At 66.2% G+C, this 23,874-nt stretch carries 21 protein-coding genes; 13 read left to right on the top strand and 8 right to left on the bottom strand.

Annotation, left to right across the window (positions count from 1 at the left end; all coding sequences use genetic code 11):
- Positions 1 to 4: 4 nt before the first annotated feature.
- Positions 5 to 1,003 (bottom strand): SDR family oxidoreductase, encoded by a 999-nt coding sequence (locus Q8M13_RS11465; RefSeq protein WP_305300081.1) that lies wholly within the window; start codon positions 1,001 to 1,003, stop codon positions 5 to 7.
- Here Q8M13_RS11465 and Q8M13_RS11460 point away from each other — a divergent pair, their 5' ends adjacent.
- Positions 1,004 to 2,446, top strand: a complete 1,443-nt coding sequence (locus Q8M13_RS11460; protein ID WP_305300080.1) for a M20/M25/M40 family metallo-hydrolase — start codon at positions 1,004 to 1,006, stop codon at positions 2,444 to 2,446.
- Here Q8M13_RS11460 and metC read toward each other — a convergent pair.
- Entirely contained in the window at positions 2,443 to 3,606 is a 1,164-nt protein-coding gene (metC, locus tag Q8M13_RS11455; protein WP_305300079.1) for a cystathionine beta-lyase, read from the bottom strand. The genes Q8M13_RS11460 and metC overlap by 4 nt on opposite strands.
- A 139-nt stretch (positions 3,607 to 3,745) precedes the next feature.
- Here metC and Q8M13_RS11450 point away from each other — a divergent pair, with 139 nt between their 5' ends.
- Positions 3,746 to 4,810 (top strand): amino acid ABC transporter substrate-binding protein, encoded by a 1,065-nt coding sequence (locus Q8M13_RS11450; RefSeq protein ID WP_305300078.1) that lies wholly within the window; start codon positions 3,746 to 3,748, stop codon positions 4,808 to 4,810.
- Here the strand turns inward: Q8M13_RS11450 and sseA are convergent.
- From sseA to Q8M13_RS11435, 3 genes are read right to left on the bottom strand one after another with little or no spacing between them, the layout of a single operon-like run.
- Complete coding sequence (sseA, locus tag Q8M13_RS11445; RefSeq protein WP_305300077.1) at positions 4,807 to 5,646, bottom strand: 3-mercaptopyruvate sulfurtransferase; 840 nt, start codon at positions 5,644 to 5,646, stop codon at positions 4,807 to 4,809. The two genes, Q8M13_RS11450 and sseA, sit on opposite strands and share 4 nt — an antisense overlap.
- 2 nt (positions 5,647 to 5,648) lie before the next feature.
- Positions 5,649 to 6,647 carry a cysteine synthase A gene (locus Q8M13_RS11440; RefSeq protein ID WP_305300076.1) on the bottom strand — a complete coding sequence of 333 codons (999 nt, stop codon included), beginning with the start codon at positions 6,645 to 6,647 and terminating at the stop codon, positions 5,649 to 5,651.
- Positions 6,648 to 6,690: 43 nt separating this feature from the next.
- Entirely contained in the window at positions 6,691 to 7,947 is a 1,257-nt protein-coding gene (locus Q8M13_RS11435) for a cyclopropane-fatty-acyl-phospholipid synthase family protein (RefSeq protein WP_305300075.1), read from the bottom strand.
- 195 nt (positions 7,948 to 8,142) lie between these two features.
- Here Q8M13_RS11435 and kdsA point away from each other — a divergent pair, with 195 nt between their 5' ends.
- From kdsA to Q8M13_RS11405, 6 genes are all read left to right on the top strand, one after another.
- On the top strand, positions 8,143 to 8,988 hold the full coding sequence (kdsA, locus tag Q8M13_RS11430; RefSeq protein WP_305300074.1) for a 3-deoxy-8-phosphooctulonate synthase: 846 nt from the start codon (positions 8,143 to 8,145) through the stop codon (positions 8,986 to 8,988).
- 20 nt (positions 8,989 to 9,008) lie between these two features.
- Positions 9,009 to 10,463 carry a D-glycero-beta-D-manno-heptose 1-phosphate adenylyltransferase gene (gene rfaE2 / locus Q8M13_RS11425; protein WP_305300073.1) on the top strand — a complete coding sequence of 485 codons (1,455 nt, stop codon included), beginning with the start codon at positions 9,009 to 9,011 and terminating at the stop codon, positions 10,461 to 10,463.
- On the top strand, positions 10,460 to 11,458 hold the full coding sequence (gene rfaD / locus Q8M13_RS11420; protein WP_305300072.1) for an ADP-glyceromanno-heptose 6-epimerase: 999 nt from the start codon (positions 10,460 to 10,462) through the stop codon (positions 11,456 to 11,458). Before rfaE2 ends, rfaD begins: the two co-directional genes overlap by 4 nt.
- A gap of 13 nt (positions 11,459 to 11,471) precedes the next feature.
- The gene (locus tag Q8M13_RS11415) at positions 11,472 to 12,596 is read left to right on the top strand and encodes a DUF3089 domain-containing protein (RefSeq protein WP_305300071.1); all 1,125 of its coding nucleotides are present in this window, start codon (positions 11,472 to 11,474) and stop codon (positions 12,594 to 12,596) included.
- 24 nt (positions 12,597 to 12,620) lie between these two features.
- Complete coding sequence (locus tag Q8M13_RS11410; RefSeq protein WP_305300070.1) at positions 12,621 to 13,874, top strand: NAD(P)/FAD-dependent oxidoreductase; 1,254 nt, start codon at positions 12,621 to 12,623, stop codon at positions 13,872 to 13,874.
- A gap of 68 nt (positions 13,875 to 13,942) precedes the next feature.
- Complete coding sequence (locus Q8M13_RS11405; protein WP_305300069.1) at positions 13,943 to 14,938, top strand: NADP-dependent oxidoreductase; 996 nt, start codon at positions 13,943 to 13,945, stop codon at positions 14,936 to 14,938.
- A 14-nt stretch (positions 14,939 to 14,952) separates the two neighbouring features.
- Here the strand turns inward: Q8M13_RS11405 and recG are convergent, their stop codons facing one another.
- On the bottom strand, positions 14,953 to 17,028 hold the full coding sequence (recG, locus tag Q8M13_RS11400; protein ID WP_305300068.1) for an ATP-dependent DNA helicase RecG: 2,076 nt from the start codon (positions 17,026 to 17,028) through the stop codon (positions 14,953 to 14,955).
- 76 nt (positions 17,029 to 17,104) lie between these two features.
- On the opposite strand from recG, the gene Q8M13_RS11395 reads away from it, so the two are divergent.
- The 5 genes from Q8M13_RS11395 (at position 17,105) to Q8M13_RS11375 (ending at position 21,961) form a co-directional block, all read left to right on the top strand.
- The gene (locus Q8M13_RS11395) at positions 17,105 to 17,704 is read left to right on the top strand and encodes a hypothetical protein (RefSeq protein ID WP_305300067.1); all 600 of its coding nucleotides are present in this window, start codon (positions 17,105 to 17,107) and stop codon (positions 17,702 to 17,704) included.
- A 47-nt stretch (positions 17,705 to 17,751) separates the two neighbouring features.
- A complete protein-coding gene (locus tag Q8M13_RS11390; protein WP_305300066.1) occupies positions 17,752 to 18,042 on the top strand; it encodes a succinate dehydrogenase assembly factor 2 in 291 nt (96 codons plus the stop codon).
- Positions 18,032 to 21,523, top strand: coding sequence for a transcription-repair coupling factor (gene mfd, locus Q8M13_RS11385; RefSeq protein ID WP_305300065.1), 3,492 nt, complete (start codon positions 18,032 to 18,034; stop codon positions 21,521 to 21,523). The genes Q8M13_RS11390 and mfd overlap by 11 nt, the downstream gene beginning before the upstream one ends.
- 62 nt (positions 21,524 to 21,585) lie before the next feature.
- Complete coding sequence (locus tag Q8M13_RS11380) at positions 21,586 to 21,729, top strand: hypothetical protein (protein WP_305300064.1); 144 nt, start codon at positions 21,586 to 21,588, stop codon at positions 21,727 to 21,729.
- Positions 21,730 to 21,736: 7 nt separating this feature from the next.
- Positions 21,737 to 21,961: a hypothetical protein gene (locus Q8M13_RS11375; RefSeq protein WP_305300063.1), complete on the top strand. Its 225-nt coding sequence runs from the start codon at positions 21,737 to 21,739 to the stop codon at positions 21,959 to 21,961.
- A gap of 2 nt (positions 21,962 to 21,963) precedes the next feature.
- Here the strand turns inward: Q8M13_RS11375 and Q8M13_RS11370 are convergent, their stop codons facing one another.
- Together Q8M13_RS11370 and Q8M13_RS11365 are read right to left on the bottom strand one after the other, a co-directional pair.
- On the bottom strand, positions 21,964 to 22,479 hold the full coding sequence (locus tag Q8M13_RS11370; RefSeq protein WP_305300062.1) for a CcdC protein domain-containing protein: 516 nt from the start codon (positions 22,477 to 22,479) through the stop codon (positions 21,964 to 21,966).
- A complete protein-coding gene (locus Q8M13_RS11365; RefSeq protein WP_305300061.1) occupies positions 22,479 to 23,807 on the bottom strand; it encodes a diguanylate cyclase domain-containing protein in 1,329 nt (442 codons plus the stop codon). Before Q8M13_RS11365 ends, Q8M13_RS11370 begins: the two co-directional genes overlap by 1 nt.
- Between the last annotated feature and the right edge of the window lie 67 nt (positions 23,808 to 23,874).

Below are 23,874 nucleotides of genomic sequence, written 5' to 3'. Positions count from 1 at the left end.
TCCCTCAATAACCGCCAATGATCGGCAAGATTTCGCCGGTGATGTAGCTGGAGCAGTGGGGCGAGGCGAGGAAGACGTAGGCTGGTGCGATCTCTTCGGGCTGGGCCGGGCGCTTCATCTTTGCCTGTGCGCCGAATTGGCTGACGTCGGGGGCCTGCTTGTCGGCCGGGTTCAGCGGGGTCCAGACAGGCCCGGGCGCGACGGCGTTGACCCGGATCCCCTTGGGGATCAGGTGGCCGGCCAAGGCGCGGGTGAAGGCATGGATGCCGCCCTTGGTCATCGAATAGTCCAGCAAGTCCTTGCTGCCATCGATCCCGGTGATCGATCCGGTCATCAGGATGGCGGACCCTGGCTTCATGTGCGGGACGGCGGCTTTGGCCAGGTAGAAATAGCCGTAGAGGTTGGTTTTCAAGGTCCGATCGAAGTGCTCGGCGGTGAGGTCCTCGAACGCTGGCACGTGTTCCTGGAAGGCGGCGTTGTTCACCAGTACGTCCAGCTTGCCGAAAGCTTCCAGGGTCTTCTGGACCGCAACCTCGGCAAAGGCGGGATCGGCGACGTCGCCTTTCAGCACGATGGCTCGGCGGCCCTCCAACTCGACGGCGGCCTTGGTGTCCTGGGCGTCGCGTTCTTCATCAAGATGGGCGATGATGATGTCAGCGCCTTCCCGGGCGAAGAGCACCGCCACGGCGCGGCCGATGCCCGAGTCGGCGCCGGTGATCAGGGCCACCTTGTCCTTCAGCTTTTCCGAACCCTTGTAGAACGGCGCGTCATACAGTGGCTGTGGGTCCAGCGCGGCCTCGAGACCCGGCTTCTGCTGGTGCTGCTCGGGGAAGGGTGGAGCGGGATACTCCCGGGCGCCGGCCTGCATCGCCGGCTGCTCGCCATCCTCCTTCTTGAACGAGCGCTGTTCCTTGGCGTCGATCTTCGACTGGATGTGGCGTTCGGCCTGAGCGGTCCGCTCGGCTTCCCTCGCGAACTCTGCTTCGGTTTGGGGCGGGGTCATGTGCTTCGCTCCTCTAGCGGTCGAGAGAAGGGCAATGATCGCCGGGCGGGGCGGGTTCCTAAGGCGAGGCTTGAGTTCGATCCCGAGGATGGCGATGGTCGCTCGGCGTTCGAGTCAGGTTCGGGGAAGCTTCATGATCGGTTTCAAGTTGAGCGCGCGGCGTTCACCGCCTTGGTGTTGGCCAGTGCGACGCCGGCGATGGCCGCGGGGCTGAGCACCCAGGAACAGAAGCTGGTCACGGTGGCGGGCCGCGAGGAGGCCCGGTCCCTGACGCTGCTGGAGACCCTGGTGAACATCAACAGCGGCACTTTGAACACGCCCGGCGTCGAAGAGGTGGGGCGCCTGATGCAGGCCGAGCTGCGCGAGCTGGGCTTCGAGGTTCGGTGGGTTCCGATGACGGACGTCGGACGGGCCGGCCACATTGTGGCGACACACATGGGCTCCGGTAAGGGCCGGAAGATGCTGCTGATCGGCCATCTGGATACGGTGTTCGAGCCGTCCAGCCCGTTCCAGAAATATGTGCGGCGCGGCGACATCGCCGAAGGGCCGGGGGTCAACGATATGAAGGGCGGCCTGGTGATCATGGTCGCGGCGCTGCGCGCCATGAAGGCGGCGGGAACGCTGAAGGACGCTGATATCACCATCGTGCTGACCGGCGACGAGGAGCGGGCCGGACGGCCGCTTTCGGTGTCGCGAGCTGAGCTGATCAAGGCCGCCAAGGCCAGCGATCTGGCCCTGGAGTTCGAAGGGCTCGCTCAGGAGAACGGCAAGGATATGGCCTCGATCGCGCGGCGATCGGCCACCGACTGGACCTTGAAGGTGACCGCGAAGTCGGGACACTCCTCAGGTATCTTCAATGAGAGCGTTGGATACGGCGCGGCCTACGAACTGGCGCGGATCGTCGACGGATTTCGCCGCGAGGCCCGCGAGGTCAATGCGACCTTCAATGTCGGCTACATGGCCTCCGGTGTGAGCGCGTCGGCCAATGCGACCGACACCGGTGCCGTGGCGAGCGGCAAGACCAACATCATTCCGGCCGAAGCCATTGCTCGGGGCGACCTACGGACGCTCTCTAACGCCCAGACCGAGAGCATCCGGGCCAAGATGCGGGCCGTGGTCGCCCAACCGCTGGCGGGGGCCGAGGCTAGCATCGCGTTCGAGGACGGCTATCCGGCGATGGCGCCCAGTGAGGCTTCGCGCAAGCTGCTGGTGACGCTGAACGAAGTGAATCGTGACCTGGGTCTGGAAGCCATGCCGGAACTCGATCCTCTGAAGCGCGGGGCCGGCGATATCGGCTTCGTCGGGGACATCGTGCCGGGCCTGATCGGGTTCGGAGCCGCCGGCCAAGGAGCGCACGCGCCCGGCGAGACGATGGAGTTGAAGAGTTTGGATCGTCAGACCAAGCGGGCGGCGCTGTTCATGAGCCGGATGGCGAAGCCCTAGGCGATCGCTTGGGCGTAGGCGTCCAGTCCGGCTCGCAGGTCGGCGATCAGTTCGTCCTCGTTCTCCAGGCCGATGTGCAGGCGCATCAGCGGGCCGGCGTAGTGGGGCGCGAACTTGCGCTTGCCGAGTTGCGGGTCACAGAGGATCGCCAGGCTCTCGAAGCCCCCCCAGGAGAAGCCGAGACCAAATAGCTGTAGGGCGTTCAGGAAGGCGTTGGCGCAGGCCTCCGATCCGGGCTTCAACACGAAGCCGAACAGGCCGCAGGCGCCGCTGTAGTCGCGAGCCCACAACTCGTGGCCCGCTGATCCGGGTAGGGCGGGGTGGATGACTTCGGCCACCTCGGGTTGCTCGGCCAGCCAAGCGGCGATCTTGAGCCCGACCTCGCCCTGACGGCGCAGGCGGGTTGGCAAGGTCCGCAGACCGCGGAGCATCTGGTAGGCGTCCTCAGCGGCGACGGCCCAGCCGAGATTGTGGACCCCGTCCTCTAACTGGCGAACGAGAGCGCGGTCATTGGCGGCGGCCGAGCCCATGAAGACGTCGGAGTGACCGCCGACATATTTGGTCAGGGCCTGGACACTGATGTCGACGCCGTGCGTCAGCGGCTTGAAAAGATAGCCCGCGCCCCAGGTATTGTCGGCCAGGGTGAGGATGCCGCGGGCCTTGGCCAGGCGCGCGATGGCGGCCAGGTCCTGCATTTCGAAGGTCAGCGAGCCGGGCGATTCCATGACGATCATGCGCGTCGCCGCGGTCGCGGACGCTACCAGATCTTCCGGCGCCAACAGGGGATCGTAGTAACGGACAGCGACGCCATAGCGCGCAAGGACCTGATCGCAGAAGCGCCGGGTCGGCTTGTAGATGTTGTCGACGACCAGCACCTCGTCGCCGGCCTTTAGGACAGCGAGCATGGCGCCGGTCAGGGCGGCCAAGCCTGAGGGATACAGACTGACGCCGGACGCGCCCTCCATTTCACCCAGGGCCGACTTCAAAGCGTCGTGCGCGGCAAGGCCGGCCCGGCCGTAGGTCAGGTAGGCGTCATCGTCGTAGAGCGCCTCGGCGCAGGGCAGCAGGACCGTCGATCCTCGCTGAATCGGCGGACCAACCGTCTTGACGAGATCGCCCGAGGTAACGCCGGCGCGGATTAGACGGGTTTCTTGAGACATGCGGGTTGACGGGCCGGAACGAACTGGAGCCAAAATCAACGGTCACTTAGGGCCTCAGCAGCTTAGCAATCAAGGAGGGCGGCCAATCTCTCGGCGCAGTATTTCTCGGCCAGGACCATGGATTTGTCTGGCCGCCGTCGTGGTGCTCAGCGGCTGCAGCAAGCCCAAGGAGGCGCCCGCGCCGCCGCCGCCGGCGCCAGCCCCCGTCACCGAACCCGCGCCGGGTGTCTACAAACCCAAGCCCAGCCCCACCTTGGCCGCGATCAAGGCGCGCGGATGGTTGTCCTGCGGCGTCAATCCGGGGCTCGCCGGCTTCGCCTACGCCGACGATCGGGGCGCGTGGCGCGGCTTCGATGTGGATATCTGCCGGGCGGTGGCCGCCGCGACGCTTGGCGACGCCAACGCCGTGCGGTTCACGCCGGTGACGGCGCCCGACCGCTTCACCGCGCTGCGGGCCGGCAAGATCGACATGCTCTCGCGCAATACCTCGCTGACCCTGTCGCGAGACGCCGGCGAGGGCGTCGATTTCCCGGCTATCACCTATTACGACGGCCAGGGGTTCCTTGCGCCCAAGGCCTTGGGGCTGGCCAGCGCCGACGAACTGAACGGCGCGCGGATCTGCGTCCAGAAGGGAACGGCCAGCGAGACCAATCTGGCCGATTATTTCCAGGCTCGCGGGTTGAAGCATCTGGCCGTGGTCGTGAAGGACACCAGCGAAGCGCTCGCGCGCTACCAGGCCGATGAGTGCGACGCCTTCACCGCCGACATGGGCGCCTTGGCCTCGGCGCGGTCGCTGCTGAACAGCCCGAACGCTCACGTGATCCTGCCGACGGTGATTTCCAAGGAGCCGTTGGGGCCGGTCGTTCGCCAGGACGACCCTGCCTGGGCCGACATCGTACGCTGGACAGTGGTTTCGCTCGTCGCGGCCGAGGAGCTGGGGGTGGACTCCAAGTCGGCGTCGCAGCTGGCCACGGCCACCACTGACCCACGCGTGAGGCGTCTGCTCGGCGTGCAGGACAATCTGGGCGGCGTGCTGGGGCTGAAGCCGGACTGGGCCTATCAGGTCATCACCCAGGTCGGGGCCTACGACGAGGTCTTCAACCGCAATCTGGGGGCCGGTTCGGCGCTCAAGCTGGCGCGAGGTCACAACGCGCTGTGGAGCGCTATCGAGCCCGGCCTGCTGTACGCGCCGCCGGTCCGCTAAGGGCCGGTTACGACGGGAGTGTCGGGCAAGCCGCCCCATTCTGTCCAAGAGCCGTCATAGACGGCGACGCGGTTGAGGCCGATCCGGGCGAGGGCCAGGGCCAGCACTGAAGCGGTGACGCCCGATCCGCAGCTGGTGACGACCGGCTTGGCGAGATTGACGCCAGCGGTCTTGAAGACCGCCTTGAGGTCGCGCGCGGACTTCAACGTGCCGTCTTCAGCGATCACGCCTTCCCATGGAACATTGGCGGCGCCGGGCATGTGGCCCGATCGCAGGCCGGCGCGCGGCTCGGGAGCTTCTCCGGTGAACCGGCTGGCCGCGCGGGCGTCGATAATGCGAGCTTCGCCTGAACTCAGCAGAGCGCGGACCTCGTCGGCGTCGCGAACCAGGGCGGCGTCGAACATCGGCGGAAGCTCAACCGCGCGCGGGAAAATTTCGCCGGGCTCGACCGGCCGACGTTCGGCCAGCCACTTCTTCAGCCCGCCGTCGAGCACGTGGACCTTCGGGTATCCCATCACCCGCAGGGTCCACCAGACACGAGCGGCCGAGCGGATCCCATGGGTGTCGTAGACCACGATGTCGGCCTCACGCGGCAGGCCCAGCGCGCCAGCGGCCCGCGCGAACGCTTCGGGCGTGGGGAGCATATGCGGCAGGTCGCTTGCTCGGTCGGCGATGGCGTCGATGTCGAAGAAGACCGCGCCCGGAATATGGACTTGGAGATACTCTTCATGCCCAGAGCGGCCCTCGGCCGGCATGAACCAGGTCCCATCGACCACCCGGATGTCAGGCGCCCGCAGGCGGTCGGCCAGCCAGGCGGTCGAGACGACGGGATCCATGCTTAAAGCCACTTCGGAACTGGGAAGCCGCGTTCCTTCAGGAACTCGGGATTGAAAATCTTGCTCTGATAGCGCGAGCCTTGGTCGCAGAGGACGGTGACTATGGTGTGCCCCGGACCCAGGTCCTTGGCCATCCGGATGGCTCCGGCCACATTGATGCCTGTCGAGCCGCCCATCACCAGCCCCTCGTGCTCGACCATTTCGTAGATGACGTTCAGCATCTCGACGTCGTCGATGCGATAGGCGTGATCGACCTTCAAACCTTCGAGATTGGCGGTGATCCGGCCTTGGCCGATGCCCTCGCTGATCGAGGTTCCTTCGGATTTCAACTCACCGTTCGCGTACCAGGAATAGAGCGAGGCGCCGTGGGGATCGGCCAGGCCGATCTTGATGTCCGACTTGCGGGCGCGGAGCGCCTCGGCGACGCCGGCCAGGGTGCCGCCGGATCCGACCGCGGAGATGAAGCCGTCCACCTTGCCGTTGGTCTGTTCCCAGATTTCGGGGCCTGTGGTTTCCACGTGGGCCTGGCGGTTGGCGACGTTGTCGAATTGGTTGGCCCAGACAGCGCCGGCCGGCTCCTTGGCGTTCAGCTCTTCGGCGAGACGCCCGGAATAGCGGACGTAGTTGTCGGGGTTGGAGTAGGGGACCGCATCGACCTCGACCAGTTCGGCGCCGAGCAGGCGGATCGCGTCCTTCTTCTCCTGGCTCTGAGTGCGCGGGATGACGATAGTCGTGCGATAGCCCGAGGCCGCAGCGACCATGGCCAGGCCAATTCCAGTGTTGCCGGCGGTGCCTTCGACGATCCGCCCGCCGGGGCGCAGCAACCCGCGTTTTTCGGCGTCGCGTATGATGTAGAGCGCCGCGCGGTCCTTGACGGACTGGCCCGGGTTCATGAACTCGGCCTTGCCGAGAATTTCACAGCCTGTGGCCTCGCTTGCACGGCGAAGGCGGATCAGGGGCGTGTTTCCGATTGCGTCCAGGACGCTCATAGCAACGGTCATGGCCGTCTACTTAAGTGGCGCAGCGGCTCAAGAACAGAGGCGATCAACCCTTGGCGAGGCTTAGCTGCACCACATTGGTTCGGCCGGTGCGGAAGCCGGCCTCGCAATAGCTGAGATAAAACCGCCAGAGTTTGCGGAAGCGCTCATCGAAGCCGAGCTGGGATATCTCACCCCAGGCGCCCTCGAAGCGCCGGCCCCACTCGGCCAGGGTGTCGGCGTAATCCTCGCCAAACCTGCTGATGCCGGTCCAGTGCAGGCCCACCTGATCAGTGATGGGTTTCAGACGCTCTTCCGAGGGGAGCATGCCGCCAGGGAAGATGTACTTCTGGATGAAGTCGGCCCGGCGTCGGTAGCCTTCGAAGAATTCGTCGCGAATGGTGATGATCTGAAGGCCGGCGCGCCCGCCAGGCGCCAGGACGTCCCGAATCTTGTTGAAATAAGCCGGCCAGTAGCGCTCGCCCACAGCTTCGAACATCTCGATCGAAGCCACGCGGTCGAAGCTGCCCTGGACGTCGCGATAGTCGATCATCCGGATATCGGCCCGTTCCGCGAGGCCCTGGTCGAACATGCGCTTACGAGCGAAGTCGAACTGCTCCTTGGATATGGTGATCCCGGTGACGGTCGCGCCGACCTCCTTGGCCGCGAATTCGGCGAAACCACCCCAGCCGCAACCGATCTCCAAGACGCTATGGCCTGAGGCTAAGCCCATGCCTTGGGCCAGGGCGCGGTACTTGTTCGTCTGGGCTTGATCAAGAGGTTGCCCAGGCTGTTCATACCGGGCTGAAGAGTAGGTCATCGTCGTATCAAGCCAACGCGAGTAGAACGCGTTGCCGAGGTCGTAGTGGGCGTGGATGTTCTTGCGCGATCCCTTGCGCGTATTAGCGTTCAGCCGGTGGCCCACAAAGTTGACGGCGCGAGCGACTGGGTTGCCCACCATCAGCCTAACCAGTCGATCGAAGTTCAGGCTCATGGCGCAGAGCACCGCGGAAAGATCGGGCGTCTCCCACTCGCCGGCCATGTAGCCCTCGGCGAACCCAATATCGCCGGAGGCCAGCACGCGGCGCATGAACCGGAAATCATGAATGATGATCTTGGCGTCGAACCCGGGCTCGGCGCCCTTGATCCGCAGCTCACGCCCGGCGGGAGTGACGAAGATCAGTTCGCCCGCCCGCCAGTTCAGCGCGAGCAGTCGCGCGGCGAAGCGGAACGCCGCCGGGGCGCCCGCAAGTTCCGGGAGCCTATGAAAGGCCCGGGGGGAGGCGGCCAGAGCCGCCAGCGATGGTTCATGCGCCAAGCTCATGGCCGCAACCCTCGATTTTCCACAAGCTAACACTGCATTTGAGATTGCGACGAATCAACTCCAACCCTCGACCTACGGTTCCGCTAGCTGGACGGATGCATGCCGAGGCGTTTTCGCGCTTGTGAAGCGGGCGGACGCGCGCCACTTAGGCCGCTACGGCGCTGCGACGCCAACGGCCAAAAGCTCGGGAATGTCATGACCGTACTCACGCTCAATCGCTGGAATCTCTCCATCGGCGACGGCCAACCGATGGTCGTGATCGCCGGCCTGAACGTCATCGAGGATCTGGAGCAGACGCTGGACGCCGCGCGCCACCTCAAGGCGGTGACGGCCGAGCTCGGGCTGCCGTACGTGTTCAAGGCCAGCTTCGACAAGGCCAACCGCTCTTCGGTCAAGAGCTTCCGGGGACCGGGCCTGAAGGAGGGCCTAAAGATCCTGGCCGAGGTGAAGGCGCAGTTGAACGTGCCGATCGCCACGGACCTGCATGAGATCGATCAAGCCGAGCCGGTCGCCGCCGTAGCCGATCTCGTCCAGATCCCTGCGTTCCTGTGCCGCCAGACCGACCTTGTCGTCGCCACAGCCAAGGCGGTCGAGGCGGCCGGCGGGTTGATGCACGTCAAGAAGGGCCAGTTCCTGGCGCCCTGGGACTGCAAGAACATCCTGATGAAGATCAAGGAAGTGTCTGACGTCGGGGTGATCCTCTGCGAGCGTGGCAATTCGTTTGGCTACAACAACCTCATCGTCGACATGCTGGGCATCCCTGAGATGAAGAAGCTGGGCGCGCCGGTGACGATCGACGCCACCCATGCGGTGCAGCTCCCGGGCGCCGATCCGCGCACCGGCGGCGCCTCGACGGGCGGCCGCCGGGACGGCGTGGCGGTGATCGCCAAGGCCGCCGTCGCGGTTGGAGCCAATGGCGTCTTCCTGGAGTTTCACCGTGAGCCGGACAAAGCGCTGTGCGATGGGCCGAGCTGCCTGCCGCTGGACGGCGCGCGTGATCTGTTGGCGGGTTTGAAAGCCATCCATGCGGCCGTGCAATAATCGGCGTAGGCTCTGAGCCCATGGACCTCTCGGCCCTTCAACATATCCTGTCCTCGCTCTCCGGCGCGAGGATCGCCTGCGTCGGCGACCTGATGGTCGATCGCTTTGTCTATGGCGACGTCACGCGGGTCTCGCCCGAGGCGCCGATTCCGGTGCTGGCCCGCAAGCGCGAGCTGGTGATGCTGGGCGCCGTCGGCAATGTGGCACGCAACGCCGCGGCCCTGGGCGGTGAGGTCTGCCTGGTCGGCATGATCGGCGGCGACGCCGAGGGCGTGGAAGCCTTGCGCCTGATCAAGGCCGAGGAAGGCGTCGAGGGCTTCGTCGTCACCGACGCAGGTCGTCCGACCACCCTGAAGACGCGCTTTGTTTCTGGCGGTCAGCAACTGCTGCGCGTCGATATGGAGACCAGCGGGCCGGCCAGCGGCGATGTGGAGCAGCGGTTGATCCGCACCGTGCGCGACGTGGCGCGCGATGTGGGCGTCGTGCTGCTGTCCGACTATGGCAAGGGCGTAGTCACGGCTGGCGTCATCGAGGCCTGCCGGGCCTCGGGCGCGGTGATGATCGTCGACTCTAAGGCTCGCAGCTTCGCGCGCTACGGAGCCGTCGACATCGTCAAGCCGAACGCGGCCGAACTGGCGCACGCCACCGACCTGCCGACCGCAACGGACGGCGAGATCGAGGCGGCGCTAGCTCATGCCCTGACGCTATGCGAGGCCAAGGCGATCTTGGTCACGCGAGCTGCCAAGGGAATTTCGCTGGCGGTGCGCGGCGAGGCTGTCCGGCACTTCCCGGGCGTCCCGCGCGAGGTGTTCGACGCCTCGGGCGCGGGCGACACGACGCTGGCGGCGCTGGGCGTGGCCTTGGCAGCCAAGGTGGATATCGCCGACGCGATCAGTTTTGCGATGCTGGCTTCTGGCGTGGCCGTCGGCAAGGCCGGCACCGCCGTGGTGACCCCCGAGGAAATGATCGAGGCTTCGATCAGCGCTCACATGGCACCCGCCGAAGCCAAGATCGTCACGCCGCAGCGCATGGCCGACGAGATCGCGCGCTGGCGCGCCAAGGGGCTGAAGGTCGGCTTCACCAACGGCTGCTTCGACATCCTGCACAAGGGCCATGTCGCCTATCTGGCTCAGGCGCGGGCCTGGTGCGATCGGCTCATCGTCGGCGTGAATTCCGACCGCTCGGTGCGAGCGCTGAAGGGCGAGGGGCGGCCGGTCAATGACCTGGAAGGTCGCGCCGTGGTGCTCGCGGGGCTGGGTTCGGTGGACCTGGTGGCGCCGTTTGACGAGGACACCCCGATCAGCCTGATCGAGGCGGCGCGGCCCGACGTGCTGATCAAGGGCGCCGACTACGCCGAAAGCGAAGTGGTCGGGGGGGACTTCGTGAAGTCCTACGGCGGGGAAGTTAAGCTGGCGCAGATCGTCGACGGCTATTCCACCACGGCCGCCATTGCACGAATGCAGGAGAAGGCATGACGCGTCGGATCATCTTCGTCACCGGCGGGGCCGGTTTCATCGGCTCCAACATCGTCGCCAAGCTCGCTGAAGACCCGTCGCTGGATGTTGTGGTCTGCGATTGGCTGCACGAGGCCGAGCTCGGTAAGTGGCGCAACATCGCCAAGCATCCGATCGGTGACTTCGTGGCGCCGGAGGCGATGTTCGAATGGCTGGAGAAGCGCTGGCGCGATATCGAGTTGGTGGTTCACATGGGCGCGGTGTCCTCGACCACCGAGCCGGACGCCGACAAGATCGTCCACGCCAATTTCACCCTGAGCCGTGACCTGTTCCGTTGGTGCGCCGATCGCCAACGGCGGCTCATCTACGCCTCGTCGGCGGCGACCTATGGCGACGCCACCGACTTCGAGGATCGTGACGATATCGAGTCGCTGGCCGCGCTGCGGCCGCTGGACACCGATGGCTGGTCCAAGGCGCTGTTCGACCTTTTCGCCGCGCGCCAGGCCGCGCGCGACTATGCGCCGCCGCAATGGGTGGGCCTGAAGTTCTTCAACGTCTACGGACCAAACGAAGAGCATAAGCACTCGATGAAGTCGGTCGCTTCGCAGATCTGGCCGAAGGTCCGCGACGGCCATGCCGTACAACTGTTCAAGTCCTATCGCGACGGGGTGCCAGACGGCGGACAGACGCGTGACTTCGTCTATGTGCGCGATGTCGCCGACGTGGTCGGCTGGCTGTCCAAGAACGAGCAGGTCAACGGGGTCTACAACCTGGGCTCAGGCACGGCGCGGACCTTCGAGGACATGGCCAAGGCGGTCTTCGCTGCGGCCGATCGTTCGCCGGAGATCGAGTACACCCCTATGCCGCCGGCCATTCGGGACAAGTACCAGTACTATACCCAGGCCCATATGGAGCGCTTGCAGGCCGCCGGCTACAACCAGCCCATGACTGGGTTGGAAGAGGGCGTCGGCGACTATGTGAGGCGTTACCTCTCGCAGCCCGACCCGTACCGGTAGGGCTAGGGCGGGCATGGCCGATCGTCCGAAAGGGTTCAAGCGACTGGTCACGGCCGGGGTGATCCTGGCGTTGCTGCTCGTGGCCGGTGCGGCGTTCGTCTGGCGAGACGACATCCTGCGGACGCGCCTTGATCCCAAGGAGCCGTTCCAGACCTACGATCCGCCTCCCGCGCCGGACTATGCGACCAAGGCGGCCTGGGCCCTGTTGCCCGCCAGCCCCGGCGCGCCGTCGCCAAGTGATCCCGTCGCCGACGTCTTCTTCGTTGGCCCGACCACCTTCGATGGCGGTCGCCATTGGAACGCGCCCATCGATGACGCCAAGGCTGACCGCCTGTTCCGGCAAGTGATGGCCCCGAACTATGCCGGCCCCTTCGTAAGGGTCGGGAGGATCTTCGCGCCGCGTTACCGTCAGGCCAGCCTCTATACGTTCATGACCCTGCGCGAAGACGCCAAGGAGGCGCGGCGTTTCGCTTATTCCGACGTCGTCGCAGCGTTCCGGCACTATGTCGCCAACTACAATCAGGATCGGCCGTTCGTCGTGGTCGGGGTGGAGCAGGGCGGCGGTCTAGCGGCGCGCTTGTTGGCCGAAGAAGTGGCCACAAATCCGAAGCTGAAGACCCGCATCGCGGCGGCCTATTTGATCCAGACCGTTGTACCTGCGAATTCGCCGCCGATTCCGGCCTGTATCGCGCGGGATCAACCAGGCTGCCTCGCGGCGTGGATTTCGGTGTTTGAAAGCGAGCCGGAGCGCGCCCAGGCCATACTCGATCGCTCGCTGGTCTGGGATCAGGATGGGCAGCTGGTCAATCTACAAGGGCGCGTGCCGCTGTGCTTCAATCCTTTGTTGGGCGCGGCGAGCAACGCGCCGGCGCCGGCGCGGCTCAGCCTGGGTGCGGCTAACGCCACGGGGCTCGAGTGGGGCGCCAGGCCGGCCTTTTTGACGCGGCAGGTCGCAGCGAGGTGCGAGAAGGGGGTGCTGCGAGTGTCGCGCCCGAAGTCTTCCTCGCTAAGGCCGTCCGGCTCCTGGACCGACCAGCGCAAGGCCGCAGCGTATAACCTCTTCTATGCCGACATAGAGGCCGATGCGAAGGCCAGGGTCGGGGCGCTGGAAACCCAGCGCGCGGCCGCGCCGAGATAGGCGCGCAATGCAGGGGGATCTGGTGTGAGCCAATCGTCGCCAGTCCCTCGCCCCCGGGTCGTGATTGTCGGCGGTGGCTTTGGCGGGCTCGCCGCCGCGCGAGAACTGGCGAACGCGCCGGTCGACGTGACGGTGCTCGACCGCCGCAACTACCACCTGTTCCAGCCGCTGCTCTATCAGGTGGCGACTGCGGCCCTGTCCCCATCGGAGATTGCCTGGCCAATCCGGCACCTCTTGCGGCGACAGGCCAACGCCCGCGTGTTGTTGGCCGAGGCCACCGGAGTCGATCTCGACGCTGGCTCCGTTCGGACGACGGCGGGCGACCAGCCTTACGACTATCTGGTGGTCGCAACGGGCGCGGCTCACTCGTACTTTGGACATCCAGAATGGGCCGATTGGGCGCCTGGGCTGAAGAGTATCGAGGACGCCACAGCTATTCGCCGGCGAGTGCTCGGCGCCTTTGAGCGCGCCGAGAACGCGGCGGCCGCAGAGCGAGAAGGCCTGCTGACCTTCGTGATTGTGGGCGGAGGTCCCACCGGCGTGGAAATGGCCGGAGCGGTGGCTGAGTTGGCCCGCGACGCCCTGGCCCGCGATTTCCGAAATGTCGATCCGCGTGACGCGAAGGTCGTGCTGATCGAGGCTGGCGAGCGGATCCTGGCGGCGTTCCCCGAGAGCCTCGCAGCTTACGCGACGAGGATGCTTGAGCGGCTGGGCGTCACCGTGATGACCCGGACCGCCGTCACCGGCTGCGATGCGCAGGGCGTCGACCTGGGGGACGAGAGACTGGCCTCAAGCACGGTCATCTGGGCCGCCGGCGTGGCGGCCTCGCCGCTCGCAGCGGACTTGGCCGGGCCCCATGACCGGGCCGGCCGGTCGGTAGTGGAAGAGGACCTCTCGCTACAGGGACATCCCAACGTCTTCGTTGTGGGCGACGCCGCCTCGATGACGGGACCGGCCGGCGTCCCCGTGCCAGGCATCGCGCCAGCCGCCAAGCAGGCGGGGCGGCACGCCGCCTTGGTCATTGAGGCGCAAGTAGCTGGACGGCCGACGCCTGGGGCCTTCCGCTATCGGCATGCCGGCGACCTAGCCACGATAGGGCGCAGCGCCGCCGTGGTGCGGTTCGATGGGTTTCGGCTGACCGGATGGTTGGGCTGGGTCTTCTGGGGATTGGCGCACATCTACTTCCTGATCGGTCTCCGCAACCGGGTGGCCGTCGCGCTCGATTGGTCTTGGAGCTGGTTGACCCGTCAGCGTCATGTCCGGCTGATCATCGGATAAGGTCGATTGACCGGCGGCCTCGCCAAGGACCATCGTGCCGTCCCCATGCCCCCGATGGAGACACCCCCATGACCAATCGTCAGATCGTGCTTGAGCAGCTTCCACAGGGAAAGCTGTCGTCTGACCACTTCCGTCTGGCCGAGACGGCGATCCCGGCGCCGGGGGAGGGCGAGGTCCTGGTGAAGACGCGCTACATCTCGCTGGACGCGGCGAACCGGGCGTGGATGCAGGGGGCCACCTATCGGGCGGCGCTAGCGGCGGGCGACGTCATGGCCGGGGGCTCTCTGGCCGAGGTGGTAGATGGCAAGACACCTGGCCTGACGAAGGGCGATCTGGTGTTCGCCGACACCGGTTGGCAGGACTACGCGGTGCTGGCGGGCAAGTCGCTTTCGAAACTGCCCGACCTGAAGCCGGTCACCCATTTGCTCAGCGTCTATGGCGTCGCCGGCCTAACCGCCTATTTCGGTCTGCTGGAATGTGGACAGCCGAAGGCGGGAGAAACGGTTGTCGTTTCAGCGGCGGCGGGCTCGGTCGGATCGCTGGTCGGGCAGATCGCCAAGATCCGGGGTTGCCGGGTTGTGGGCATAGCCGGCGGCCCCGAGAAGTGCGCCTGGCTCAAGAGCGACCTGGGGTTTGACGAGGCTGTGGACTACAAGGCCGGCGATGTTCGCCGTGCACTGCGGGCGGCCTGTCCAAATGGGATCGACGTCTATTTCGACAATGTCGGGGGCGAGATCTTCGAAGCGGCGCTGTTCAACATGAACAATTTCGGCCGGATCGCCTGCTGCGGCGCGGTCTCGCAGTACGATGGCGCAGCGCCGCCGCACGGCCCGCGGGGGGTGCCGGGTCTGATCGTCACTAAACGCCTGAACGTGCGAGGATTCATCGTCTCGGACTTCGACGAGCAGCGAGAAGGTGCCCTCTCGGACCTGAAAAGCTGGGTCGAGGGCGGCAAGCTGAAAGTGCTGGAGGATGTAGTCGACGGGCTAGAGAACGCGCCCTCGGCGCTGGTCGGCCTGTTGGCGGGCGAGAACCGCGGCAAGCGCATGGTGAAGGTCAGCTGACGAGGGTTGGGGGCCTAGCCCGCATCCTTGAGCGGCGATCCGGGGCGCCAGTCGAAGAGTTCCTGCAGGACCTGCAACGCCTTGCCGCGATCTGAGGTCAGTTCGGGGTCGCGATCGACGATCATCCGGGCATCGTCTCCGGCCGTCGCGATAAGGTCGCGGTGCGCGATGGGGTCGGCGAAGACATAGGCGGGGAACCCCGATTGGCGCAGGCCGAGCGCATCGCCGCCGCCGCGCAGCTCAAGGTCCACCTCCGCGATCTGGAAGCCGTCGTCGGTGCGTCGCAGGATGTCGAGCCGCTTCTGGGCCGTCTCCGACAGCGGTGGGTCGTAGAGCAAGACGCAGGCGCTCTCGCGCGAGCCTCGACCTACCCGGCCTCGCAATTGATGGAGCTGCGCCAGGCCGAAGCGTTCGGCCTGCTCGATCACCATGATCGTGGCGTTCGGCACATTGACCCCGACCTCGACAACCGTTGTGGCGACCAACAGGCTGATCTTGCCGTCGGCGAAGTCTGCCATGACGGCGTCCTTCTCCGGGCCGGTCATCTTACCGTGGACTAGGCCAACGCCGGGGCCGATCTTCTGGCGCAATTCGGCCGCGCGCTTTTCGGCGGCCTTCAGGTCAATGAGTTCGGATTCGGAGACCAACGGGCAGATCCAGAACGCCTGAGCGCCCTGGGCGACGACGTCGCGCAGGCGAGCCTCCACCTCCTCGACCCTGCTCATCGGGACGGCGCGGGTGGCGACGGGCGTCCGGCCCGGCGGCTTCTCGTCGATCCGCGAGACGTCCAGGTCGCCATAGACCGTCAGTTCCAGAGTTCGCGGGATTGGAGTCGCTGACATCGCGATCAGATGCACCGCCTCGCCCTTGGCCTGGAGCCGCTGGCGTTCGGCCACGCCGAAGCGATGCTGCTCGTCGACCACAGCCAATTGCAGGCGCTGGAAATTTACGTCGTCCTGGAAGAGCGCATGGGTGCCGACGGCCACTTGCACCGCGCCGGAGGCCAGGGCGCGCAGCTTCTCGGCGCGGGCCAGGCCCTTGTCGCGGCCCGTGAGCAGGACGGCGCTGATCCCGTGGTCGGACAACGGCCCCGACAAGGTTTCGAAATGCTGGCGGGCGAGGATCTCAGTCGGCGCCATCAGCGCGCTTTGCCCCCCGCCGCCCGCGACGTCCGCCATGGCGAGCATGGCGACGACGGTCTTGCCGGAGCCGACGTCGCCCTGGATCAAGCGGCTCATGCGCTCGCCGGCGGCGAAGTTATGGCGAATGTCGGCCAGGGCGCGTTCCTGGGCGCCAGTCAGGGCGAAGGGCAGGTCGGTGCGTATCTTGGCGGAGATCTCGGCGGGCGTGATTTTCGCGGCCGGCTCGCGGCGGCGATCAGCCTTGCGCTGAGCCATGGCCAGTTGGTGCGCCAGCAGCTCGTCATAGGCCAGGCGGCGGACATGCGGGGTCTGCGGCGCCAGGTCGATTTCGCCAGCAGGGGAGTGGAGCCGGACCAAGGCCTCGCGCCAGCTCGGAAGCTGCTCGCGGGCCAGCCACGCGGCATCCTGCCACTCGGGCAGTTCGGGGGTTCGCTCCAGGGCCTCCAGCACGAACTTGCGGACTGTTCGAGCCGGGACGCCCGCGGTGGCGGGATAGATCGCTTCGAAGAGGGGGATCTCGTCCACCCGTTCGGGGGGCAGAATGTAGTCGGGATGGGCGATCTGCAGGTTCAGGCCGAAGCGCTCGACCTTGCCGCTGACGACCCGCTTGGCGCCTAGAGGATGCTTCTGCTCAAGCTGGCCGCCGAAACTGCCAAAGAAGACCAGGCTGAGGACGCCGGTCCCGTCATAGGTTTCCACGCGCCAGGGTTGCTGGGGGCTGCGGGGTCTTTTGAAGGCGTCGATCTGCACTTCGAAGATCTGGGTAGCGCCCTCGAGCGCAGTGTTCACGCTGGCGCGCGTGCGCTGGACTACTGAATGGGGGGCGAGGAACAGGACGTCGCGCACGACCGGACCCGCCAGCTTTTCGAGCAAGGGAGCCACGCGCACGCCGACCCCCTTCAGCGAGGTGATGGGCGCGTAAAGCGGGAATAGAATCTCAGGCCGCATGGCAGGAACATAGCGCGACCATGGACAGGGTGCGGCGCCCGTGATGATCTTCTTTCAAACATTGGGGGGAATCCAAATGCGTAGCGCGCTCGTCGCGACGGCTGCCGTCGTTCTTCTGGCCGGTTGCGGCCAATCTCCAGACGCCGCTAAGACCGCCGAGGTGGCGGCGCCCGCGGCTCCGCCAGCGGTCCCGGTCGATGCCAGTTTCACCGGCTTCACGAAGCCCAAGGGCGACGATCAGTTTGGATATTACCTGCCGGTCGGCGAGGTGAAGATCGGAGACTACCGGCTCGACAACCTCCACATCGCCGGACAGCAAGGCTTCGGCGACTGGGAGAAGGGCGACCGGACCAAGACCTATGGCCCGGTCATGCTGGAGTTCGTGGACGTCACCAGTCCGGCCCGCAAGAACGCCCTGGGCAACGTCACCTATTCGGTGAAGCTGAAAGTGCTGCCCGAAGCCTACGCCGTGACCGACGACCGGGTCAGGCTGGTGGGCAAGCATCCCAAGCTGGGCGAGGTGCGAATGGATGTGAAGATCGATCCGGCGGCGCTGAAAAAGTCCAAGGCGACCAAGGGCAAGGACGGGGCGACTGTCGCGGCGGGCGCGCTGCAAGTGGGAGATACGCCCTTCAAGGACGTGGCTTTCACATGGCGTGGAGGCGATTGGGGCTGATCGCCCCTGGCGTGGACGGGCGGGGGGGCCTATATCGGCCCTCCCTCATGAACACCCACGAAACACGACTGAAAAAAGTGAAGTTCCGGGCTTGGCACCGGGGCTTTCGGGAAGCGGACCTCATCCTGGGGCCGTTCGCGGATCGCTATGCCGGGACGCTGAGCGACGGCCAGCTCGACGCCTTCGAGGCGTTGATGGAGGAGGCCGACCAGGACCTCTACGAGTGGATCGTAGAGCGGACGCCGACCCCGCCCGAGTTCGACGGTGAAATCATGCAGATGATCAAAACCTTCCGGTTCGAGGCCTTTGAGGCTCGCGGAGAGGACCATGGCGGCTGACGGCGCGCGGGCGCCGACGGCGGCAGACCATCGGCGAATAGCTCAGGATCCGGGGCGTCTCGACCTCGTGGGCGCGCCAGAGGGCTTTGACGCCCTGGTGATGGCCGACATCGTCAAGGCGCGTGGCGGCCTGACCGTCTTCGTCGCGCGTGACGGATCGCGACTGTCCGCGTTCATCGACGCCTTCACGTTCTTCTCGCCCCAGGTGCAGATCTTGCGGTTCCCGTCGTGGGACTGCCTGCCTTACGACCGCATCGGCCCGTCGCCGGGCGTCGCCGCTGAGCGGATGACGACCCTGGCTCGGTTGGCCAAGGGGCTGGACGCCAAGAAGCCGGCGCTGCTGGTGACGACCGTGCCGGCGCTTCTGCAGCGGGTCCCGCCCAAGTCGACGGTCGAGGGCGCGGCCTATTCGGCCAAGGTCGGGAACGTCGTCGAAATCGCTGATCTCGAACGCTATTTCGCGATCAACGGTTATCAGCGGGCGTCGACCGTTTCGGAGCGCGGAGAGTTCGCGATCCGGGGCGGCGTGATCGATGTCTTCCCGCCGAGCGCCGAGGAGCCTGTGCGGCTTGACCTGTTCGGCGATACGCTGGAATCGATCCGGGGCTTTGACCCGGAAACCCAACGCTCGACCCGTCAGCTCAAGGATATCTCGCTGCTTCCGGTGAGCGAGTGCTTGCTGGACAAGGACGCGATCTCGCGCTTCCGGCGCGGCTATGTCGAGACGTTCGGGGCTCCGGGCGGCGATCCGCTGTATGAGACCGTCAGCGAAGGCGGTCGGCGGGCGGGCATGGAGCACTGGCTGCCACTGTTCTATCCGGACATGGCGACGTTGCTGGACTACCTGCCCAACAACACCCTGATCGCCACCGACCATCTTGCCGACGCGGCCCGCGAAGAGCGGATGTCGATGATCGCCGACGCCTATGACAGTCGGGCCCAAGCCGACCGCAAGGTCCACTATCACCCGCTGTCGCCCGACCGGCTCTACATGGACGCCGACGAGTGGCGCGAGCGATTGGCCGCCCGGCCGACGCGCCGCTTCTCGGCATTCCAGGAGGTCGAGGGCGATACGGTCGTCGATATGGGTGCGCGCCTTGGCCGGACCTTCGTGGCCGAGCGCCAGCAGGACTCGGTCAATCTGTTCGAGGCGACCGCCGATCACGCGCGCAAGAAGGCCGCTGAGGGCAAGCGCGTTCTGTTCGCGTCGTGGTCAGATGGCTCATCGGACCGCCTGGGCGCAATGCTGGCTGATCACGGCCTGAAGAACATCTCGCTCGCGCCGTATTGGGACGCGGCCAAGGCGGCCGATCCGAAGACGCCTCAGCGGGTGGTGTTGCCGCTGGAATCCGGTTTCGAAACCGAGAACCTGGCGGTCATTTCCGAAACCGACATCCTGGGCGACCGACTGGCGCGTCCGCGCCGCAAGCGTCGGGCGTCGAACTTCCTGGCCGAGGCCTCGTCCCTGACGCCCGGCGATCTGGTGGTGCATATCGATCACGGGATCGGGCGCTATGAGGGGCTGAAGACTCTCGACGTCCAAGGCGCGCCGCACGACTGCCTCGAACTGCAATATGGCGGCGAGGCCAAGCTCTATCTGCCGGTCGAGAATATCGACCTGCTGACCCGCTACGGCTCGGACGGCGAGAACGTCCAGCTGGACCGTCTGGGCGGCGCGGCCTGGCAAGCGCGTAAGGCGCGGGCCAAGGAACGACTGCGCGAGATGGCCATGGGCCTGATCGGCATCGCCGCCGAGCGCGCGACCAAGGTCACCGACCCGATTGTGCCGCCGCATGGCGTGTTCGATGAGTTCTGCGCTCGCTTCCCGTACGAGGAAACCGAAGACCAGCTCAACGCCATCGGCGATGTCCTGGAAGACCTGGGCGCTGGGCGGCCGATGGACCGCTTGATCTGCGGCGACGTCGGCTTCGGCAAGACCGAGGTCGCCCTGCGCGCCGCGTTCGTGGTGGCGATGAGCGGGCAACAGGTGGCGATCGTCGCCCCGACGACCCTGCTGGCCCGCCAGCACTTCAAGACCTTCTCCGAGCGTTTCCAGGGCTGGCCGATCAAGGTGCGGCGTCTGTCGCGTCTGGTCCCCGCCAAGGAGGCGGCCGAGACTCGCGAAGAACTGAAGAACGGCGAGGTCGAGATCATCGTCGGCACCCATGCGGTGCTGTCCAAGCAGGTCGGGTTCAAGAACCTCGGCCTCGTGATCGTCGACGAGGAGCAGCACTTCGGCGTGAAGCACAAGGAGAAGCTCAAGGAGCTTCGCACTGACGTGCACATGCTGACCCTGACCGCGACGCCGATCCCGCGCACGCTGCAGATGTCGCTGTCGGGTATCCGCGAGATGTCGATCATCGCCACCCCGCCGGTCGACCGGCTGGCGGTGCGGACCTACATCACGCCCTTCGACCAGGTGGTCATCCGCGAGGCGCTGCTGCGCGAGAAGTACCGCGGCGGCCAGGCCTACTATGTGGCGCCGCGGATCTCCGATCTGCCGGAACTGGAACGTTTCCTGCGGACCCAGGTCCCCGAAGTCCGCTTCGTGGTCGGTCACGGCCAGATGGCGCCCACTCAGCTCGAAGAAGTCATGAGCGCCTTCTACGAGGGCCAATACGACGTGCTGCTGTCCACGACCATCGTGGAGAGCGGCCTCGACATTCCGACCGCCAACACCATGGTCTTGCACCGGGCCGACATGTTTGGCCTGGCCCAGATGTACCAACTTCGCGGCCGGGTTGGCCGGGCCAAGGCGCGGGCCTACGCCTATCTGACCACGCCTGCCGAGAAGCAGATCACCTTGTCGGCCGAGCGGCGGCTGAAGGTGTTGCAGTCGCTCGACAACCTGGGCGCGGGCTTCCAACTGGCCAGCCATGACCTGGACCAGCGCGGCGGGGGGAACCTGCTGGGCGAGGAGCAGTCCGGCCACATCCGCGAGATTGGGGTCGAGCTCTACCAGCAGATGCTGGAAGATGCGGTCAACGAGCTGAAGGAACTGGCCGGGAAGGGCGACGGCGCGGCCGACCGTGGCTGGTCGCCGCAGATCAACACCGGCGCAGCCGTGCTGATCCCGGAAGAGTATGTGCCGGACCTGAACGTACGCCTGTCGCTCTATCGCCGTCTGTCCGACGCCGAGAAGTCTGGCGATCGCGAAGCCTTGGCCGCCGAGATGATCGACCGCTTTGGTCCGCTGCCGCCGGAGGCTGGTCAGCTGCTGAAGGTCGTGGCCATCAAGGGCCTATGCCGCGAGGCCAATGTCGCCAAGATCGACGTCGGCCCCAAGGGGGCGGTCGTCACGTTCCGTGGCGACGAGTTCAAGAACGCCATGGGACTGGTCGGCTTCGTCCAGAAGAACCAAGTCGCCTGGAAAATCCGTCCCGACCACAAGGTGGTCGTGAAGGGTGAATGGGAAACACCCGAGCAGCGGCTGGCGGCTGCGGAACGCGTGCTGAGCGAACTGGCGAAGCTGGCGGCCTAGGCGCGGGCTTGCCTCGACGTGGCGCTGCTCTAGGTTGCAGCGTCAGGTTTGGGGGAACGTTCGTGCAAAAGATCATCACCGCCGCGGCTCTGGCCTCAGCGCTATTCTTGGCGAGCGCCGCGGCGGCGCAGGACGTTGAGACGTCAAACGACCTCAGGTGCGTCGCTGTGTTCTCAGTCGCCGCCTCGGAAGAGGCCGATCTCTGACGCGACTATGGCCGCCGGCGCAGGGGTTTTCTATTTCCTCGGCCGGATTGAGGGGCGCGCCCCCGGCTCGGACATCGAAAGCGGCCTGCGGCTTGAGGTAGGCAAACTGAACGCTCCCAAGTTCGTGAGTGAACTCAAGCGTTGTGCGGCGGTCCTGAAGTCAAAGGCCGAGGAGCTGCAGGCAATCGGGAACAGCCTTCAGAGCATGCCAGCCCTCGGACCGGATACCTGACCTCATAAACCTCGAGACGCCTGCGCGGCCGCCAGCAGCCGGCGCGCGCGGATCCACATCTCCAGGCGTTGGGCGCAAACCACGCCGGCGGCGAACAGCAGGAAGATGTCGGTGATCTCAACCGGGGTGATGTGCAGGTCAGCGGCGTGGCCGATGGCGTAGTCGCGGAACGAAAAGCGCAGCAGGAACACGCCGGCGACCAGCGCCATGGCGAGCGGGGAGGCCTTGCTTGTCAGGGCGTGTGTCTCGGGGTTGATGGCGATGATCGTGGCGCGTCCGCGCCACCATCCGACGCCCATGCCCATCCCTAGGGCGAAGACCTCCGCCACCAGCACCATGAACCTGGGCGTGGTTTGCGAGGACAGGCTGAACACGACGCCTCCGAGGATCAGCGTCGGCATGATCCACATGCGCTCGATCCGCAGGTTTCGCGTTCGAACGCCGCGCAGAACGATCACCACGATGGCGATGATCGGGACAAGGTAGGTCCAGTGGCCCGCCGTGTCCGGAGGGTCCATCAGCCGGCCTTTTTCTGGGCGCGAGCCGCAGCTTCCTCAAGGGCCTTGCCGACCGTCTCGGCCGAGGTCACATCAGCGACGCCGATATCGAAATCGACGACGAACGGCGGTTTGCCGTCGCCGGCCTCGAAGGCGGTGCAGCCGATGACAGCGGCGATCCGTTCACCGGCGGCGCGGGCCGAAGCCTTGCCGGTGGCGGGAAGGGCGAGGGCGAAGAGCTCTGGGCCAAGACGCGCTGCGGTGTCTTCGACACGGACGAGGCGGCCGATCATCGAGCCGATCTGCGGGATGGCCCGATCGAGCCAGCCGCCGGCGCGTGCATGCGAAACGTCGGTCCGCTCTGCGAGTTTGAGCACACAGACCGAGAGCGGACGACCGCGCGCCCGGGCTGCATGCGCCAGTCGCGCGGCATGCAGCGCGAACAGATCGCGGGTGAATAGGCCGGTGGCGGCGTCCATTAGGCCCGAGGTGCGAGCTTTTTCCAGCGCCCGGCGGACCGACATGTGGTGGCGGTAGCTGCGGGCCAATTCGAGGACACGCCGCGCGGTTTCGGTCTCGGGCGTCTCCGGCGAGGCGACGTCGGACACTCCGCGATGATAGGCCTCCGAGGCCGTGACGAAGCTCTCCTGGCGCATATAGAGCAAGGCGGGCGTGTGATAGAGGCGGGTGTTACGGCGCATGCCGGCGGCGATCGAAAGCGCCTCCTGGCTGGTGTCGCCAGCCCACAGCACGACCGCATCGAACGGCCGCTCATGCAAATAGTCGAAGGCCGTATAGGCGGTGAAGGCCCCGACCACTTCAGCGCCGGACCGGGTCAAGGCGTTGGCCAGGGCCAGGAACTGTGGGGCGGGCTCGCCAATCGCCAGGACCTGGAAGGGACTGGTGTCGACCTCGGGACGATCAAGCTGACGCCCGCGATCGGCGAAGGTCGCCAGTCGGAGCTCGAACTCCTCCTCGGCGACGGCGGTCCGGACCAGGGTTTCCAATCGCGTCGCCGCCTGGGCGGGATGGAGGGGGGCGGCGACCGTCAGGTCGAAATCATAGGTCTCGAGTTCCGGGCTGGGATCGCCGATGGCGATGACCGGTAAGCGGCGCGCGCCGTAGGCCGCTTTCAAGCGCCGAGCCATGGTCAGGGCTTCGTGCCCGCCGCTGGCCAAGTCGATGATCGCCGCTTCAATGGTGAGGTCGCCCAACGCCGCTAACGCGGCATATGGGCCGCGTGCGGTCACTGTGCGCCAGCCAAGCCGGTCCAGACCCTCTGCGAGAGGACCCGCTAGGGCGTCGTCGCGTGCAACAATCAAGACGCGCGCCTGGACGCCAGCCGTCATTCCTCGGAATCCTAATCTCGCCCTCACCCAGGGAGGGCGGGAATCGAAGCACGGTAGGACTATACAG

Source organism: Phenylobacterium sp. (assembly GCF_030681155.1).
GTDB lineage: Bacteria > Pseudomonadota > Alphaproteobacteria > Caulobacterales > Caulobacteraceae > Phenylobacterium.
This window is presented reverse-complemented; position numbering and strand designations above follow the sequence as displayed.

What these genes read in the sequence shown, in the direction of transcription:
- Q8M13_RS11465 (WP_305300081.1), bottom strand. Translation starts at nt 1,003, where the DNA reads ATGACCCCGCCCCAAACCGAAGCAGAGTTCGCGAGGGAAGCCGAGCGG.
- metC (WP_305300079.1), bottom strand. Translation starts at nt 3,606, where the DNA reads ATGTCTCAAGAAACCCGTCTAATCCGCGCCGGCGTTACCTCGGGCGAT.
- sseA (WP_305300077.1), bottom strand. Translation starts at nt 5,646, where the DNA reads ATGGATCCCGTCGTCTCGACCGCCTGGCTGGCCGACCGCCTGCGGGCG.
- Q8M13_RS11440 (WP_305300076.1), bottom strand. Translation starts at nt 6,647, where the DNA reads ATGACCGTTGCTATGAGCGTCCTGGACGCAATCGGAAACACGCCCCTG.
- Q8M13_RS11435 (WP_305300075.1), bottom strand. Translation starts at nt 7,947, where the DNA reads ATGAGCTTGGCGCATGAACCATCGCTGGCGGCTCTGGCCGCCTCCCCC.
- kdsA (WP_305300074.1), top strand. Translation starts at nt 8,143, where the DNA reads ATGACCGTACTCACGCTCAATCGCTGGAATCTCTCCATCGGCGACGGC.
- rfaE2 (WP_305300073.1), top strand. Translation starts at nt 9,009, where the DNA reads ATGGACCTCTCGGCCCTTCAACATATCCTGTCCTCGCTCTCCGGCGCG.
- rfaD (WP_305300072.1), top strand. Translation starts at nt 10,460, where the DNA reads ATGACGCGTCGGATCATCTTCGTCACCGGCGGGGCCGGTTTCATCGGC.
- Q8M13_RS11415 (WP_305300071.1), top strand. Translation starts at nt 11,472, where the DNA reads ATGGCCGATCGTCCGAAAGGGTTCAAGCGACTGGTCACGGCCGGGGTG.
- Q8M13_RS11405 (WP_305300069.1), top strand. Translation starts at nt 13,943, where the DNA reads ATGACCAATCGTCAGATCGTGCTTGAGCAGCTTCCACAGGGAAAGCTG.
- recG (WP_305300068.1), bottom strand. Translation starts at nt 17,028, where the DNA reads ATGCGGCCTGAGATTCTATTCCCGCTTTACGCGCCCATCACCTCGCTG.
- Q8M13_RS11395 (WP_305300067.1), top strand. Translation starts at nt 17,105, where the DNA reads ATGCGTAGCGCGCTCGTCGCGACGGCTGCCGTCGTTCTTCTGGCCGGT.
- Q8M13_RS11390 (WP_305300066.1), top strand. Translation starts at nt 17,752, where the DNA reads ATGAACACCCACGAAACACGACTGAAAAAAGTGAAGTTCCGGGCTTGG.
- mfd (WP_305300065.1), top strand. Translation starts at nt 18,032, where the DNA reads ATGGCGGCTGACGGCGCGCGGGCGCCGACGGCGGCAGACCATCGGCGA.
- Q8M13_RS11375 (WP_305300063.1), top strand. Translation starts at nt 21,737, where the DNA reads ATGGCCGCCGGCGCAGGGGTTTTCTATTTCCTCGGCCGGATTGAGGGG.
- Q8M13_RS11370 (WP_305300062.1), bottom strand. Translation starts at nt 22,479, where the DNA reads ATGGACCCTCCGGACACGGCGGGCCACTGGACCTACCTTGTCCCGATC.
- Q8M13_RS11365 (WP_305300061.1), bottom strand. Translation starts at nt 23,807, where the DNA reads ATGACGGCTGGCGTCCAGGCGCGCGTCTTGATTGTTGCACGCGACGAC.